Here is a 15,633-nt window from a genome sequence, read left to right as displayed (position 1 = left end):
AAAATATTTATATGAAACTACACTCCTTAGAAATAAAAAACTTTCGTGCTATTAACGATATCTCTTTAGATTTTACAGATTTACTTAGTCGTCCTCGACCTATAAATTTAATTGTCGGTCCTAATGGTTCTGGGAAAACTTCAATTTTAGATGCCATTCATGTTGTAGTTAAAGTATTTGAAAATCCAAAACATCCAGAGTTAAGAGAGGGTTTAGAATACAATATACAACAATTAGTTAGGGGGATAACAAATACAACTCAAATCGCATTTGAATATTCTCTTGAAAGAGATGAAGCTGAAGCTATTAATGATGTTTATTCATCACTTGAATTAGACCAAAACTTTGATTTGTCAAACCCAGTTCCACCTTTAGAAAGTCCAGCAAAAGTTATTTGGTATTATCCAAATAGAAAACTAAATACAAAGAATTTATGTGATTATGATATTTCACCTGGAAATTCTATTAAAGTTTTGGGTGCAAGAGGTAGAGCTTCTCAGGCAATATCTAAAAATCGTCAAACTTCACAAATATTTGATAGAATTGGTGGAGTTTGCTATTTAGATCAAAGACGTACTGTAAGGTTATTTAAGAGTTTTAATAAACAAAATCAGGAAGATCAAAATGCACATAGTGATGTTTTATTATGGTTAAATCAATATTACCGTAAAGATTTAACATGGAACGAGGAAAAATATGGTGAATCATATTGGAAAAGAGTTCAAAGATTATTTAATAAAATTTGTTTTCCTTCGGAATTAATAGGTTTAGAGTCAGGTCCCGATTCTGATACTGTGATTCTCAAAAGAAAGGGTGTAGAATATGATTTATTACAAATGAGTTCAGGAGAACATCAAATTTTAAGAATTTTAGTTGGTTTAGCAGCAGATACCGCTAAAAATTCTATTGTTCTTATTGACGAAGTTGAACTACATTTACATCCTGCTTGGCAAAAAAGATTAATTCAAGTTTTACGCAAGGATGAATCAAATAATCAATATATTTTTACAACCCATTCCCCAACTGTAGCAAAAATGTTTTATGATTTTGAAATTATTAATTTGGGTGATTTGGCAGAAAAATAATGGAAATATCTAAAAATATTTTATATATTCTTGTTGAAGGAAAGGAATGGTCATTTATAGAGAGAGCCATTCAAGAGTTGATTTATGCAAATATTCTGCCTCAGATAAACTATGATGTGATTGAGGTTGGTGGTAGCGGAAACTTTAATGCTATTGCCAAAATCTTATATACGGATCGTAGTTTGCACAAGCATATACCTGTTATTGCAATTAAGGATCGAGATTTTACCGAGCAACAAAAAATTAATCAGGAAAATAATAAGAATGATTCTAATTTAATTGAGACTAAAGCAGCTAAAATAGTCTATTGGGAAAGAAATGAATGGGAAAATTATCTTTTGGAAGAAACTGCAACTATAGCTAATATCTTAAATCAGTTACCTACTCAAGTTCAAGGCAGAAAACCATATAAAACAAATACTATAAATACATTGACAAAAGAACAATTAGACCAATGGCTAATAGAATATTTGCAAAGTTCTATATGTAATGAATTAGTTGAGTGTTTAAGATTTCGCTTTAGACAAAATTACGAGAGATTAAAATTAGATAAACCACAAAATCAGATATTTTCTTTAGAGGAAATTGAGATTTGGTTTAAAGAACAAATACAAATTAAGTGTGGAGAATCTCAAACAAAAATCCAAGCCTTAGAAACAATACTCAATAATAAATTACAAGAAATTACATGGCAATCTTGGTTTCATGATCCTATGGTACTAGATATTAATCAAGCAAAGAGATTGTTTCAGGGTAGACAGGCATTGAAACATTTGTTTGATCAAGCAAAAAAATATCTATCTATACAACATCTTAACTATGATATTTTTATTGAGAAAATGCTTTTACCAGAAATAGAAAAGAATATTAATTCTGCTATTCTTCATGATATAGGTTTAATGTTAAATGTTTATTTTCAACAGGCGGCTAAGTTTACGGAAATAGAATAGAATAAAATAAAATTTAGATATAATAAAGAAGACATATATAGTAGTTTTTATAATCAATTATCACATATTTTACAGTATTTTTCATCCTGGAAATCCTGATTCAGACAAAATAAATCAAAAAGTCCCTATCAACTAGAACCCGTGTATGTAATCATTGTGGGTTCATTGAAGATAGAGACTTAAAACTGAGATTGTCAAAGACTATTCAAAAACCTAACCTAACAACTCAATATTAGAAAAGATGAAATCTTGAATGGAAATACGTTCTGCGATTTCCGTGCGAATTTCCCGACGGTTGAGAATGTAGTAATTACCTACCTTTTCATATTCATCAGTAAAATCGCTTTTACCGCCCTTTTGAGCGCCGGTTTCCGGGTCATGGTAAACAGAATTGTATGTGTGAGAAAGATATCCTTCTCCAGTTTCGTGACTGCTGAAAGTGTCAATAGTCACAAAAGTACCGTGAATTAAACGGTGAACGTGGCAAACTTCATTGTTACGCACTTTGTACTTATCTCCTTCCGACTTTCCACCAACAAAAATCTCTACTGCGCCGTTTGCATCCTTGCTACCATATCTAAAAGTATTTGCGCCGTGAGTCTGTGCAAACGCCCGACGGACACGGTGAACGGCGATTTCCCAAGCTTGTCCATGAATGGCTTTTTTAGCAGCTTCGTCTTCCACATTCAGAACTTCTGCCTTCATATTGGCATCAATCCGCACTTGACCTTTGATCACTTGGTCATCATACTTATAAGTAATATCTGCGGTATAGCCAGGGAAATTTCCATCCCAAGTATAACGGTTTTGATAGGCAGCCTGAAAAAGTTCTTGGGCTGAGATTTGAGTAACTGTCATCGTGCTTGTCCTCTCGTTACAAGTTAAAATAGCTTTTTATCGTTGCTGGTATTAGCATAGAGGTAATTATCGAGGTTCGCATAGACCCCAAATGGGTACACTTATGGCTAAAACTCTCCACGCCATTTTCCAAGCGATCGCCAATGTCCAAAATGAGCAAGAATTAAAACTAGCTCTCATGGATACCATTGGCGACCATTTTGCAGTACAACATTGGGGTATTGATCTCCTAGATGACCAATTAAATACTCAAATTGAAATTCCCGAAATTCCTGCTGTCTGCTTAGAAGCTAACCCCATTGGCCGTTATGTTGTCGAACGTCACGCCCCCACCCACGAGCAATTAATTTTATCCCCAGAAGACTGGAAAAACTATTGCACTCGTCACGAACACGTGATGACTGGTCCGATAGTTTGTAATGGTCAATTAGTGGGGACTTTAAATTTTGCTCGTGACCCCGGAAGTCAGCCCTTTGATAGTAATGATTTAGCTGATTTAAGTGCAGTTTGTTTACATTTATCAGCAAAAATGGCCACACTCCAAGCACAACCAAAAACCTTTGCATCTGCTGGTAATTGTCCCCTGACAGCGCGGGAATTAGAAATTGCCAGATTAGTAGCCCAAGGTTTAACTAATGGGGAAATAGCCGTTAAATTATGGATTACTCAAAATTCTGTCAAGCAAGCTTTAAAAAGGATGTTCCGTAAATTAGACGTTTCCACTCGTGCGGAAATGGTAGCAAAACTACAAGATAGATTAGTTTCCTCATAGCTATAAAAAAATGATAGAGCATAGATCCCCGATTTCTTTAAGAAATCGGGGATCTGAGTATTCAAATATATTACTCTTTGGATACAGTTAATATCAAAATCTTTTGTTAATGTATAAACAAATACGATTATATTCTGATAATTGTCGGTTGGTTTCAGCGACAGCAACCCAACCAAGGTTTAAAATGTTGGGTTTCCCGGCATTAACCCAAACTACGGAATTATTATGCACAAATTATTAACTGGAGCTTTGAGTACAGAAAAATTGACAGTAAAAATCCCCAACTTACCTCTATCACTAGCAGGATTAAAGCTGGTACAAATGTCAGATTTTCACTATGATAATGGTCTATTATCAGAAAAAATGTTAACAGAAGCAATTGCCGTTAGTAATGCCGCAAAACCAGATTTAGTTATTTTAACTGGCGACTATGTTAACACAATCGCTAAACCAATTCACCAACTAGCATCACGACTAAAAAATCTAGAAAGTCGCTATGGTGTCTATGCTATCCTTGGCAATCATGATATTTATTATCCTAGTTCAAAATTAGAAATTACAAATGCTTTAACAAATGTGGGGATTAATGTACTTTGGAATCAAATTGCTTACCCCTTGGGAGAAAAATTACCTTTAGTGGGATTAGCGGATTTTTATTCACGAGAATTTAATCCAGAAGCAATTATGAATCAACTCGATTCGACTACACCTCGGATTGTCTTATCTCATCACCCAGATACAGCCGAAATCCTGAAAAAATGGCGAGTAGATTTACAATTATCTGGTCATAGTCATGGTGGACAAATCGTAATTCCTGGTCTGGGACCCGCCATGATTTACTATGCAAAAATAGTCAAAAAAATCCCCAAAAAACTTATCCGTAAATTACCATTTTTACGGAAAACCCATTCTATATTAAGCCATTGGCAATGGTCAGAGGGTTTACATATAGTGGGAAATAATCAATTATATGTAAATCGAGGCTTAGGAACTTATTTCCCCGGACGGTTATTTTGTCCACCAGAGGTTACTATTATTACCTTAGAAGTCTCCCCGTAAATATAGAATATTTAACCGCAGATAAACGCAGATGAAGACGGATGAAGACGGATGAATAATTTCTTCCTTTGCTTCTTTGCCCCTACCCTGTGGGATCTCTCAGCGAGATTGCGCGAAACAAAAACAGGCGTTGGTGAATGAAAGTATGAGTTAGTCTCACGCAAAGGCGCAAAGGCGCAAAGATTAAGAGTTTCAGAAAGGGAATTTTTGATTTTCATACCTCAATTCAGCAATACCCAAAAACAATATAGTAGAATAAAAAATTAGCATCAACTTGTAATTTCTTATGTCTGCTACGCCGCTTGTATCTCAGCTAGATTCACCTAACTCCGTTGAGTCTGAACTTCTCCCCCCTCTCCTTGGTGCTTCCGTGACGGAGTTAACTGCTTGGGTACAGCAGCAGGGACAACCTGGTTATCGGGGTAAGCAATTGCATGATTGGATCTATAATAAGGGTGTGCGATCGCTCGCTGATATTTCTGTATTTCCGAAAAATTGGCGTTTGGAAGTTGCAGATATTCCCATAGGTCGTTCTTCTCTACATTACCGCTCTGTTGCCCCCGATGATACCGTCAAATATCTCCTCAAATTAGCTGACGGGGAAATTGTGGAAACAGTGGGTATTCCCAGCGATAAACGGTTAACAGTCTGCGTTTCTACTCAAGTCGGCTGTCCAATGGCTTGTGATTTCTGTGCGACTGGGAAAGGTGGCTATAAGCGTAATCTTACCCGTGCGGAAATTGTTGATCAAGTCCTGACTGTCCAAGAAGATTTTCAAGAACGGGTGAGTAACGTCGTATTCATGGGTATGGGTGAACCATTGTTGAATACGGAAAATGTGATTTCAGCAATTAAATCCATTAATCAAGATATCGGAATTGGGGCGCGATCGCTGACACTATCTACTGTAGGCATCCGCGATCGCATTTTGCAAGTCGCCGCACACCAACTGCAAATTACCCTCGCTGTCAGCCTCCACGCACCCAACCAAGCATTACGGGAACAACTCATTCCCAGTGCTAAACCCTACCCCATAGAAGACTTACTCGCAGAATGTCGAGAATACGTAGAAATAACTGGACGCAGAGTTACCTTTGAATACATACTTCTCGCTGGAGTCAACGACTTACCGGAACACGCCTTAGAACTATCAAAACGTCTGCGAGGATTTCAAAGTCACGTTAACTTAATCCCCTACAATCCCATAGAAGAAGTAGATTATAAAAGACCAACCCGCGACCGAATCGAAGCCTTTGTCAACGTTCTTCAACAACAAAATACCGCCGTCAGTGTCCGTTATTCTCGCGGTTTAGAAGCCGACGCTGCTTGTGGACAATTAAGAACAACAAAAAGGTAATTTGTCAATAAAATTGTCAATTATTTCCTAGCATAAATTCCTGGTGCATAAGCCTCAATCACCTTACCCGTGCGAGTGCAAGTGATCATCAAATAATCGCAACTAGGACATTGTGTTCTGGTAACTTGACTATCAGCAATATAGTGACGTTCAGCCGCACTACCGCAATTTGGGCAATGAATCTTTTGTGATGCTTGCATTTTAAAACCCCTGAAATTAATAACTTTTGAGAAAAAGCGAAAAAACCTGTTTAATTATTGTCAATGTAAAAAAGTTGATATCTTTGGTCATTATCTTAAACTTGATAATTTTTATCATCATGCCTCAGATATATAAATTTACTTTAGATCTAACTTTTCTTAGATTAGCCGTGATCCCTATGGTGTAATCCTTGAGACAGTCCTGTTTATTTTTTGGGAAAAAATAGGTTATTTTTCCATTCAAGCGTTACTAGATAGGAAAAACTGTAATCAAAGTCACAAAATCAATAGTTTTATATTTAATTAATATTTGCATAAACAAGACACCCCTCCCACAAGTCATACAGATGAAACTCTCTATGCGTCTTGGCTGTAGGTTTATATGGCTAACGCCACACTACACTAATAGCAAGCCCTACTTAGTCCGTTTTAACGGACTTGAGCTATGAGACAGGGAATTTATTCCCTGGCGGTTGTGGAAGGCAACAGATAAGCCGTTTTGAGTATAATTGTATCCACCTACTTAACCATGAATAAAAAAGTAAGTAGTCATCCCAAAAGCCACCACTATCACAAATTTCCGCACCAAATTAGGTTCTAGTCTGCGGGCAAAATGAGCGCATAAATAACCACCCAGAGAACCACCAACCGCCATTATAATAACTTGATGCCAAGCAATCAAATTAGCGAACATAAAGGGAATAATAGCCACACCATTAATGCAACTACCTAATAAAGTTTTAAAAGCATTAATAGAGTGAATATTTTTAATCCCTAAAAAGGTTAAAGTTGCCAACATTAAAATGCCTACACCCGCACCAAAAAAACCACCATATATAGAGATTGCTAATTGAGAAATTAGGAGAATCAATAAAGGTGGCGGTGCAGAAATATCATTTTTACTCTGAAGTTGCAGCCAGTTTTTTAGAGATTCACTGAATGTAAATATTAATGTTGCTGATAGTAATAAATAGGGCAGCATCTTTTTAAACACATCCGGTGATGTATATAACAAAGCCACTGAACCAATCACACCACCAACTAAACTTGTGCCGGCTAGTAATAATAATTGTCTTTTTTCAATATTCAAGTCTTGACGATATGCCCTTGCACTAGCGATCGCTGCTATCCACAAAGCAGTATTATTTGTAGCATTAGCGTTAATTGGTGCGACACCCGTAAATATTAGGGTAGGAAATGTAATGAAACTACCACCACCCGCTACAGCATTGAGTCCACCGGCAATGAACGCGGTACTAAAGAGAAGCAAACTATGAATCAAAGTTAAATCCTGCGGCATTTTTTGTAATTAATAAACCTAGTTATACCGTTAAATACCTTTCTAAATGTAATATCAAAAATAAAATCAGATAATGTTGTTTTTTGCCTCAACCCAAGGGATAAAAATAAGCTGTGCTGGATTTAATTTGGATTATTTTGTATATTTTGCGGGCATCTTGCCCACAAAATATATTTTTACTGATGAGATTCTAACCAGTTGAATAAATCCTCAATAGCTGTAAAATCTAGCAATGCCTCACCGAGTGATTCCAACTGATTTAAAGAAAGAGTTTGAATTTTTTTCCTAATTTCTTCCGGTAAATTTCCTACCCGTTTTTGTAGTAGTCGAATCACAAGATTTTGCTCACCTTCCTGTTTACCTTCTGCTATTCCTCGCTCGTAGCCAATGCGCTCACCTGTAGTAATATAAGTCATAGTTCGCTCCTGTTCAAATTGTTTAAAATCTTGCCAAAACTCTGCTTCTAATGCCTTTGGTAACATCATAACCCAGTCTATAAAACGGTAAAGGTTACGAATATCCTTTTCTTGCAATCCTTGTTCATACAATCGGCGAATTAAGCTAAATTTCCAGGTTTTGCGTTCTTGTGGTTTTTTACGGGTTTGTTGTGTTCTTAAATGTGCCATTACCACCGTTGCAAAAGGATTGTCACTGGCTTCTAATTCTGTCCAACGGTTTTGGTAATCTAGCAATTTGACTGTACCAAATTCAAAGTTTAACCTGGTATCAGGATAATTATAATTGTATTGGTTTGGTCGCCATTTGGGATCTGCATCACATAAAATAGCAAGACTAATGGCAGGTTTGCCAAAACGGTCAAAAATTCGTAGGTTGTAGGAGAACATCCTTTCAGGAAAGAGTTCTTCAGATTTTGCCTGAATTTCTATATGTATCAACAGCCAAATTTCTCCTCCTTGGTGTTGCCACACTTTGACTAATTTATCCGCATATCTTCTTCCTTGTTCAGCGTTGCGAGCTATTTGTTGAAATTCTTTATCTAGAAATTCGTGGGGTATTTCCCAGTTAATTAATGCGGCTGTTTGCGGGAAGAAAAATTGCATTGCTTGGGGAAAGTATGCTTCTAATATTTCTTTCCAGGGACTGTCTTGGTCGGCTCTTTTTCGTTCTTTGGTCATGTGTTATTTAGTAATAATGGTTCTACCGCTTTCCTTGTGATCAAACATCCTGATTAGGCATCCATAACCATTGCTGGATATGGGTTTGATGCAAATTAATCTGCGATCGCAAAACACTCCGCCTATTTTGCAAAAATTAAAACCTCAAATCCAATCATAGCAATAGTTTCAGCCATATTTTACCGAAAATATTGGGAGCAATAGAAGCAATTTTTTAATCTAAAATCTAAAATCCAAAATCTAAAATTCCCAGTCAAAATAGGTTTTTGGGAGGTTGTACCCCCCGTAATATTTTATATTAAGGAATAGGCACAGATCGTAATAATCGTTCAACTATAGTTTTTGTATTGCGTCCCCCTCTAGGAATCAGACGATGACAAAGAACGTGCGGTGCGAGAAACTTAACATCATCAGGAAGAGCATATTCCCTACCTAAAATAAAAGCCAAGGCTTGAGCGGCTTTTTGTAAAGCTACAGTACCACGAGGACTAGCACCAAGAGTGATTTCTTCATCCTGTCTAGTAGTCCGCACCAATTCTAAAATGTATTGTTGCAAAGATGCTTCTACCTTGACTTGGGAACAAGCTTGGCGTAATGCTTGGACTTCTTCTAAAGTAATACAAGGCTGTAAATCAGCAACCTTTAAACCAGCTTGCAGATTTTGCAGCATTTGCATTTCTTCAGATTCCGAAGGATAACCCAAACTTAAAGACAGCATAAATCGGTCCATTTGCGCTTCTGGGAGGGGAAACGTCCCTTGGTACTCAATGGGGTTTTGGGTAGCAATTACAAAGAATGGCTGAGGAACTAGACGAGAAACACCATCAACTGTGACTTGATGTTCTTCCATTACTTCCAGTAAAGCCGACTGGGTACGGGGTGTAGCGCGGTTAATTTCATCCGCTAATAGGACGTTAGCAAATACAGGACCTTGTAGAAATGTAAATTCCCCAGTTTTAGGATTCCAAATATTTGTACCAGTGATATCTGTAGGGAGTAAGTCAGGGGTACATTGTAACCGTTGAAATTTACCATCTACAGAACGAGCCAGAGATTTGGCTAAAAGGGTTTTACCGACACCGGGGACATCTTCTAATAAAGCATGACCACCACCCAGTACAGCTACTATTACTAAGCGTATAGCTTCATGTTTACCAACGATGGTACGAGCCAAATTTTGTGTTAAAGCGTCAATTTTTTCTCTCATGTAGTACCTGGGGGAAATGTAGAAGGAATTATGAAGTATAAAAAAGGATTTTAGAATCCAGAAATGTCTCAATCACTATTTTTAACACTAATCCACTTCTATGGTAGGTTGGGTTGAGGAACGAAACCCAACAAAGTCCTTGATCACGTCGTGTTTCACTATTGCTCAAACCAACCTATATTTCCTGAACCGACAAGTATTGAAAGCAGACATGAACCCAAAATTCATAGAAAATCGGTTATTACTGAGTCACCAAATATCTAACCACTTCAGGCACAGAGTACATGGAAAAATGAGAGTTTGAGAGGTTTTATAATTAAAACTGGGCGTTGCTGAATCGAGGTATGAAATTTCCAAATTGAACCTTTAAAAATCTTACCTTTGCGTCTTTGCGCCTTTGCGTGAGACTAAAATTCATACCCTTAATCAGCAACGCCTAAAACTGCTTAATTAATTGCATCTTTTAAAGACAAGATCACCCCATTGAAGTTGATTGTAATTAAGTAACACCAAAGTACCCTTTGCTCCGTTTTCAGCTTCAGTTACTAACTGAGATCCTTGAACATACCATTTACCTGACATCGTATCAGACCGTAGTATGGGGTTCTCGTGCTTTATTTTTGATTGCCATCTATTGTTTCCATAGATTTTCAGTGTTATTTTGGTAAGTTTCTCACCAGAGTTATATGCAGTAATCCAACATCCTAAAACCGAGGAATTATTTGTCTGCGCTATTGCTGTAGGTATTAATTGGAACTTTGAAAAGTCACAAAACACCATAGATAGCGATAAATTCATGGCTATACTAAGCTTCCAGAAGATTTTGCTGTTCATGTTCAAAATAGGGCTTATGTGAGTTTGTGTAAAACATGAAAACCAAACAAGCGGATTGATATTTGGCAGCAATTATACGAAAATTTGTATTAAAGCGTCAAGTTTTTATCTTATATCGTGTCAGAGAAAATGCGAAAGAAGCCCTGGCGAATAAAATTCGCGGCTATACAAACAAAGTCCGCCTGCGCGGACTAAATCCCCAATTCAGCATTAACAACTAAAAATTTCTTTAGCTGCTGTACAATCAAGTTGAATTTGGTTTTTCAGTGCTTCTAAGGAAGGAAATTTCTGTTCGGGGCGCAAAAATTTTACTAGTTGTACAGGCAAATTTTTTCCATACAAATCACCAGACCAATCTAATAAATGTACTTCTACACGAATATCTATACCATTAACTGTGGGACGGTTGCCGATATTCATGACTCCAAATTGCTGAGTGGGAGATTTATCTGGAGTTTCATTATGGATAATTGCCTCAATAGCGTAAACACCATGACGGGGTAAAAATTTGTCTTTTGGTAGTTGAATGTTGGCGGTAGGAAAACCGATAGTTCTCCCTAATTTTTGACCTGTTACTACTTCACCTATGAGAGTGTAAGGTCTTCCCAAAAGCCGATTTGCTTTGGGAATATCACCTACTTCCAAACTTTCTCGGATTAATGAGGTGCTGATGCGAGCATCATCTGTTGCTGGCGAAATATTTGTATCAGTTTTTATAGGAACTATTGTTACGGGTATGTTGTATTTCGCTGCGAGCGCTTGCAAGTCTTGAGCAGTACCCATGCGCTTTTTGCCGAAACAAAAGTCTTGTCCCACGCTAATTTGTTGACATTGCAGTTGTTGAACTAGGATTTTATCGACAAATTCTTCGGGAGAAAGGGCAGATAGTTCTCTATCAAAAGGTAATAATACCAATTGTTCTACCCCAAGCGATCGCAATTGTGCAACTTTTTCATCTAGTGGTGTTAACAAATCACGGGGAAGTCCAGTAAAAAACTCTTGGGGATGGGGATCAAATGTAACAACTGTTGAGTAGGGGCGGACTGAATTCTCCTCACCCCATGCTGACTGCAATACTGGCTGAATCACTCTTTGATGACCAAGATGAACACCATCAAATTTGCCAAGAGCAACAGCAGTTGGTGTCAGCAGTTCTTCTGTCGAAGAAGCAACCCGTACAGAACACCCATTTTGAGACAAATTTAACACTTGGATTTTGGGATTTTAGGTTTATTTTCGCTATCAGCGTTTAGCTACTGTTGAACCTTTGGTTCAGCCATTTATAACGATGTTGACGCTCTCGCGCTGTTAGATATCTAATCACCAATCTAATCTAAAATCGAGAAGTCCGTTGATTAAATTGGTTTTTGGTTAGGTATACCAACCCCACGGGGAAAACTAATTGGTGTGCTGGATACTTTTCGCAAATAAAGACAATGACGAATACTATTACTCAAAGGAGTGGAAAATTCCTCAATTAATTCAATGACTCCACCTAATTGCTCAACAGCAGCCTCTAAACTTTCATTTTCTGCTTGAGTCCAAGTACCGCGATAAATTACCGCCAAACCGCCTTTTCTCACCAAAGGTAAGGAATATTCCGCACAAGCAGAAACATTACTCACAGCCCGGATTACAGCCAGATCATACTGTTGTCGGTGTTGAATTTGTTGACCAATTTCTTCCACTCTACTCAGTAAAGCTTTGGTATTACTTAGAGTAAGTGCTGATAAAACTGTCTCGATAAAGGTAATTTTCTTACCCGTAGAATCTAAAAGTGTAACTTGAGAATTAGGAAAAATCAGGGAAATGGGGATACCAGGAAAACCCGCACCCGTACCAATATCAATTATCCGCTTACCCTGTTCAATCCCAGGAATAAATACTTGTTTAGGTGCAATTCCCCGTAAAGAATCCCAAAGATGTTTTTCCCAAAATTCATCAGGTTCAGTAATGCGAGTTAAATTAAGTTGACGATTTCCAGCAATAATTAATTGATAAAGTTGTTGAAATTGATTTTTTTGCAAAACTGTTGGTTGCCAGTTCAGAGTTTTTTGCCATATTTCCGCCATTTCTGGCAAATTAGCTATTGGTAAAGATTCTAAATTCATTGGTGAAAATTAATTTCTTTAAGTTATCTTTAGTGAAAAATCCAGTCTTATCCCAATTTTATGTGAGGCTGCACAAAATCATAAAATCCATTAAGAGAAGCGCACCACAATAAATTTTAGGATATTTTTTTAATTGGAGAACTCTAATTTATCCCTCTTCATCTGCGTTTATCCGCGTTTATCTGCGTTTAAAATTTATTAAAATTAATTTAGTCTCAAGCAGATTTTACCTCTTCTCCCTGACTCCTGACTCCTGATGTTAAAACCCCATGATCTAATGTCCAACAATAATCAGCTATTGGTAACATATCACCTGCATCATGTGTTACAACTAACAGTGTCCAATCTTTTTTTAGTTTGGCTAGTAGATTTATCAGTTGGCGACGCATTGACCAATCTAAACCCGCTGTAGGCTCATCTAATAATAATAAATTTGGTTGGCGAATCAATTGTACCGCTAAAGCCAAACGTCGCTGTTGTCCACCGCTTAAAGTATGAGGTGATACAGATAAGGATAAATGATCTAATCCGACTTCTGTTAATGCTTGTTTAACCTGTTCTGTTCCCAGTTCAGGATGTCCTAAGCGTAATTCTTCTAAAATTGTCCCCCCGCAGAAATGGCGTTCTGGAAATTGAAATACTAAACCTGCTAATTGTTGTAATTGTTCGGCTATGAGTCCCTGTTCTCGCCAAAAAACCCCACCAGCAGTAGGGTTAGCCAATCCAGATAAAATTTCTAATAAGGTGCTTTTACCCGAACCGCTAGGACCAATAATTAAACCTAGTTTCTGGGGTGGTAATTCTAAATTTATAGCTTGGAGAATGGCTTTTGGGCAGGCTGTGGGATGATAAGTTAGATTTCTAAGATAGAGCATTTGTGTAAATTACCAAGTTATACTCAAAACGGCTTGATTGTTTGATTCTAAACGTAGGGGTAAAGCAAGAGCTTCATTGGTGTTAACTTAACGTGAAAGCCTTGTAAAATATCAGTTTCACCCTTTCTCGTTCCCATACTCTGTATGGGAATGAATTCTAGAAGGCTCTGCCTTCTATGAAAACAGAGGCAGAGCCTCTGTAATAGCATTCCCAGTCAGAGACTGGGAACGAGATATCATCAGGATTTGAGCTTAAGTTAACACCTATGAAGCTCTTGCTTTACCCCTACATATCTGGGTTCTTTGTCATTTGGCAAAATAAATCTCACCCGTGTTTAGTATATGAAAATTTTTGGCGGAAATAGACTAATTTATAATTCACTATTTTGGCATTTTAGGTAATAGATACAACAATTTCAACCGTAATTATTCAGAAAGGCTATTATGTTTAAACAGTTTTTAATTCCTCAATTAAGGATATTTTGGCGATCGCCTACTTTATTAAGTGTGACTGTGACTACTTCCATCCTTTTGAATATGTTCGTAAATCCCTCCTTTGCGGGTGATCCCTTTCGGGGTCGAGAATCGCGGAAAATTGGCGATCGCACAGAAGCCGCTTTTCATGCTATTTTTCAACAAGGAAATTATCCCACAGCCAAAGATGCTTTACAAAAAGCCGCCTCTAGCGAACCCAATGAACCTCTAATTTACGCCATTCAGGCTTCTTTAGCATATCAAAATCAAGATAGTGCTAGTTTAGAAAAATACAGCAGTAAAACTCTAGAAACTGGACAAAATCTGATCGCCAGTGATCCATTGCGTGGTAACTTATATACTGCGGTTGGTCATTTTTTAACAGGGGCGGTAATTTTGAATCGAGAAGGAACTGTAAATGGTGTCCCCCAAGCTTTAAGTCGGTTGCGGAAAGTCTATACCTATCTTGACAGAGCCGAAGAGATTTCTGCCAATGATCCAGAGTTAAACTTGATTCGCGGCTATATGGATTTAATGTTAGCTGTGAATTTACCTTTTACTAGTCCAGATCAAGTAATTGAAAGATTGGAAAAAAATGCTGCTCCTAATTATTTAGTAAATAGAGGTATTGCTTTAGCTTATCGAGATTTGAAACAATACTCCCAAGCTTTAGATTATGTCAACCGCGCCTTAAAAACAACTGCTGACAACCCAGAAATTTACTATCTTAAAGCCCAAATTCTCCATGAAAAGGGGAAAGCGGAAAAAAGCCAGAATTTAATTAAGGAAGCAATAACTTATTTTGACAAAGCATTAGCCAAAAAATCTCAACTTCCTGCTAATTTAGTCAAACAAATTGAACATGAACGCAATCAGGCTTTTAGTAGTCAGTAGTCAGTAGTCAGTTGTTATAAAATTCTGATTCTACCAATTACCCATTACCCATTACCCATTACAAAAATGCAAATTCAATTCCGCGAGTTTAATCCTTTTGATGTTTGGATTTGGTTTAAGTTCAGCAATGTTCCCTCCCAAAGGGAAAAACAATATGTAGAAGAAGTATTCAATTCCTGGTTTTATCTAGGTAAATTAGGGGGATTTAATGCTGAAAATCTGCAAATCCAAGACACAGGACTTGATATCAGCTATATGGACTATGATACCAAAGGCTATGATAAAAGTTTAATGGCTTTGATGCACAACATGGGTGAATTTGAATACGAAGGAGAATGGGGGCGTTGCTGGTTTGATTTAGGTACAAGTGATGCGATCGCCTTAGATATTCTCATCAACGCCCTCACTCAACTAACTGAAGAATACGTCACTATTGAAGAACTATACATTGGTGGCGAAAATCCAGATTGGTCTACAGAAGATAGTGAAAGTCGTCCCTCTTCCATTTACGATAATTAATT

General features: G+C 37.3%; 15 protein-coding genes. 7 read left to right on the top strand and 8 right to left on the bottom strand.

Features of this window, described 5'->3' with window-relative positions:
- The first annotated feature begins 11 nt into the window (after positions 1-11).
- Both NG743_RS01095 and NG743_RS01090 read left to right on the top strand, forming a co-directional pair.
- Positions 12-1,085: an AAA family ATPase gene (locus NG743_RS01095; protein ID WP_257121303.1), complete on the top strand. Its 1,074-nt coding sequence runs from the start codon at positions 12-14 to the stop codon at positions 1,083-1,085.
- Positions 1,085-2,035: a hypothetical protein gene (locus NG743_RS01090; protein ID WP_257121302.1), complete on the top strand. Its 951-nt coding sequence runs from the start codon at positions 1,085-1,087 to the stop codon at positions 2,033-2,035. Before NG743_RS01095 ends, NG743_RS01090 begins: the two co-directional genes overlap by 1 nt.
- Before the next feature lie 213 nt (positions 2,036-2,248).
- Here NG743_RS01090 and NG743_RS01085 read toward each other — a convergent pair whose 3' ends face one another.
- The gene (locus NG743_RS01085; protein WP_027400900.1) at positions 2,249-2,893 is read right to left on the bottom strand and encodes a DUF3386 domain-containing protein; all 645 of its coding nucleotides are present in this window, start codon (positions 2,891-2,893) and stop codon (positions 2,249-2,251) included.
- Positions 2,894-2,996: 103 nt separating this feature from the next.
- Here NG743_RS01085 and NG743_RS01080 point away from each other — a divergent pair, with 103 nt between their 5' ends.
- From NG743_RS01080 to rlmN, 3 genes are all read left to right on the top strand, one after another.
- Positions 2,997-3,665, top strand: a complete 669-nt coding sequence (locus NG743_RS01080) for a helix-turn-helix transcriptional regulator (RefSeq protein ID WP_027400901.1) — start codon at positions 2,997-2,999, stop codon at positions 3,663-3,665.
- A 225-nt stretch (positions 3,666-3,890) separates the two neighbouring features.
- Positions 3,891-4,724: a metallophosphoesterase gene (locus tag NG743_RS01075; RefSeq protein ID WP_027400902.1), complete on the top strand. Its 834-nt coding sequence runs from the start codon at positions 3,891-3,893 to the stop codon at positions 4,722-4,724.
- Positions 4,725-5,010: 286 nt separating this feature from the next.
- Positions 5,011-6,081 carry a dual-specificity RNA methyltransferase RlmN gene (gene rlmN, locus NG743_RS01070; protein WP_027400903.1) on the top strand — a complete coding sequence of 357 codons (1,071 nt, stop codon included), beginning with the start codon at positions 5,011-5,013 and terminating at the stop codon, positions 6,079-6,081.
- Between the two features lie 20 nt (positions 6,082-6,101).
- Here the strand turns inward: rlmN and NG743_RS01065 are convergent, their stop codons facing one another.
- The 7 genes from NG743_RS01065 to NG743_RS01035 all read right to left on the bottom strand — a co-directional run bounded on the left by NG743_RS01065 (position 6,102) and on the right by NG743_RS01035 (position 13,744).
- The gene (locus tag NG743_RS01065) at positions 6,102-6,281 is read right to left on the bottom strand and encodes a hypothetical protein (RefSeq protein ID WP_053541249.1); all 180 of its coding nucleotides are present in this window, start codon (positions 6,279-6,281) and stop codon (positions 6,102-6,104) included.
- A gap of 523 nt (positions 6,282-6,804) precedes the next feature.
- Complete coding sequence (locus tag NG743_RS01060; protein WP_027400905.1) at positions 6,805-7,581, bottom strand: sulfite exporter TauE/SafE family protein; 777 nt, start codon at positions 7,579-7,581, stop codon at positions 6,805-6,807.
- A gap of 176 nt (positions 7,582-7,757) precedes the next feature.
- Positions 7,758-8,717, bottom strand: coding sequence for a DUF4351 domain-containing protein (locus NG743_RS01055; RefSeq protein WP_193962421.1), 960 nt, complete (start codon positions 8,715-8,717; stop codon positions 7,758-7,760).
- 298 nt (positions 8,718-9,015) lie between these two features.
- A complete protein-coding gene (locus tag NG743_RS01050; protein ID WP_257121301.1) occupies positions 9,016-9,924 on the bottom strand; it encodes an AAA family ATPase in 909 nt (302 codons plus the stop codon).
- 1,044 nt (positions 9,925-10,968) lie between these two features.
- Positions 10,969-11,967 (bottom strand): bifunctional riboflavin kinase/FAD synthetase, encoded by a 999-nt coding sequence (locus NG743_RS01045; protein ID WP_257121300.1) that lies wholly within the window; start codon positions 11,965-11,967, stop codon positions 10,969-10,971.
- A gap of 146 nt (positions 11,968-12,113) precedes the next feature.
- Positions 12,114-12,869 (bottom strand): 16S rRNA (guanine(527)-N(7))-methyltransferase RsmG, encoded by a 756-nt coding sequence (gene rsmG, locus NG743_RS01040; protein ID WP_228043724.1) that lies wholly within the window; start codon positions 12,867-12,869, stop codon positions 12,114-12,116.
- Between the two features lie 215 nt (positions 12,870-13,084).
- On the bottom strand, positions 13,085-13,744 hold the full coding sequence (locus NG743_RS01035; protein WP_027400910.1) for an ABC transporter ATP-binding protein: 660 nt from the start codon (positions 13,742-13,744) through the stop codon (positions 13,085-13,087).
- A gap of 444 nt (positions 13,745-14,188) precedes the next feature.
- Here NG743_RS01035 and NG743_RS01030 point away from each other — a divergent pair, with 444 nt between their 5' ends.
- Entirely contained in the window at positions 14,189-15,112 is a 924-nt protein-coding gene (locus tag NG743_RS01030) for a Sll0314/Alr1548 family TPR repeat-containing protein (RefSeq protein ID WP_027400911.1), read from the top strand.
- A gap of 66 nt (positions 15,113-15,178) precedes the next feature.
- Positions 15,179-15,631: a DUF3531 family protein gene (locus tag NG743_RS01025; protein WP_027400912.1), complete on the top strand. Its 453-nt coding sequence runs from the start codon at positions 15,179-15,181 to the stop codon at positions 15,629-15,631.
- Positions 15,632-15,633 lie beyond the last annotated feature (2 nt).

The sequence above is a fragment of the Dolichospermum heterosporum TAC447 genome (assembly GCF_024584745.1).
Taxonomy (GTDB): Bacteria; Cyanobacteriota; Cyanobacteriia; order Cyanobacteriales; family Nostocaceae; genus Dolichospermum; species Dolichospermum heterosporum.
Note: the sequence above shows the minus strand (reverse complement) of the source record. Positions and strands in the feature narration are given on the sequence as shown.

Excerpts from the sequence above, each read along its gene's own strand:
- NG743_RS01050 (WP_257121301.1), bottom strand. The coding sequence starts at position 9,924 with ATGAGAGAAAAAATTGACGCTTTAACACAAAATTTGGCTCGTACCATC.
- NG743_RS01030 (WP_027400911.1), top strand. The coding sequence starts at position 14,189 with ATGTTTAAACAGTTTTTAATTCCTCAATTAAGGATATTTTGGCGATCG.
- NG743_RS01080 (WP_027400901.1), top strand. The coding sequence starts at position 2,997 with ATGGCTAAAACTCTCCACGCCATTTTCCAAGCGATCGCCAATGTCCAA.
- rlmN (WP_027400903.1), top strand. The coding sequence starts at position 5,011 with ATGTCTGCTACGCCGCTTGTATCTCAGCTAGATTCACCTAACTCCGTT.
- NG743_RS01035 (WP_027400910.1), bottom strand. The coding sequence starts at position 13,744 with ATGCTCTATCTTAGAAATCTAACTTATCATCCCACAGCCTGCCCAAAA.
- NG743_RS01095 (WP_257121303.1), top strand. The coding sequence starts at position 12 with ATGAAACTACACTCCTTAGAAATAAAAAACTTTCGTGCTATTAACGAT.
- NG743_RS01090 (WP_257121302.1), top strand. The coding sequence starts at position 1,085 with ATGGAAATATCTAAAAATATTTTATATATTCTTGTTGAAGGAAAGGAA.
- rsmG (WP_228043724.1), bottom strand. The coding sequence starts at position 12,869 with ATGAATTTAGAATCTTTACCAATAGCTAATTTGCCAGAAATGGCGGAA.
- NG743_RS01085 (WP_027400900.1), bottom strand. The coding sequence starts at position 2,893 with ATGACAGTTACTCAAATCTCAGCCCAAGAACTTTTTCAGGCTGCCTAT.
- NG743_RS01075 (WP_027400902.1), top strand. The coding sequence starts at position 3,891 with ATGCACAAATTATTAACTGGAGCTTTGAGTACAGAAAAATTGACAGTA.
- NG743_RS01055 (WP_193962421.1), bottom strand. The coding sequence starts at position 8,717 with ATGACCAAAGAACGAAAAAGAGCCGACCAAGACAGTCCCTGGAAAGAA.
- NG743_RS01060 (WP_027400905.1), bottom strand. The coding sequence starts at position 7,581 with ATGCCGCAGGATTTAACTTTGATTCATAGTTTGCTTCTCTTTAGTACC.
- NG743_RS01025 (WP_027400912.1), top strand. The coding sequence starts at position 15,179 with ATGCAAATTCAATTCCGCGAGTTTAATCCTTTTGATGTTTGGATTTGG.
- NG743_RS01065 (WP_053541249.1), bottom strand. The coding sequence starts at position 6,281 with ATGCAAGCATCACAAAAGATTCATTGCCCAAATTGCGGTAGTGCGGCT.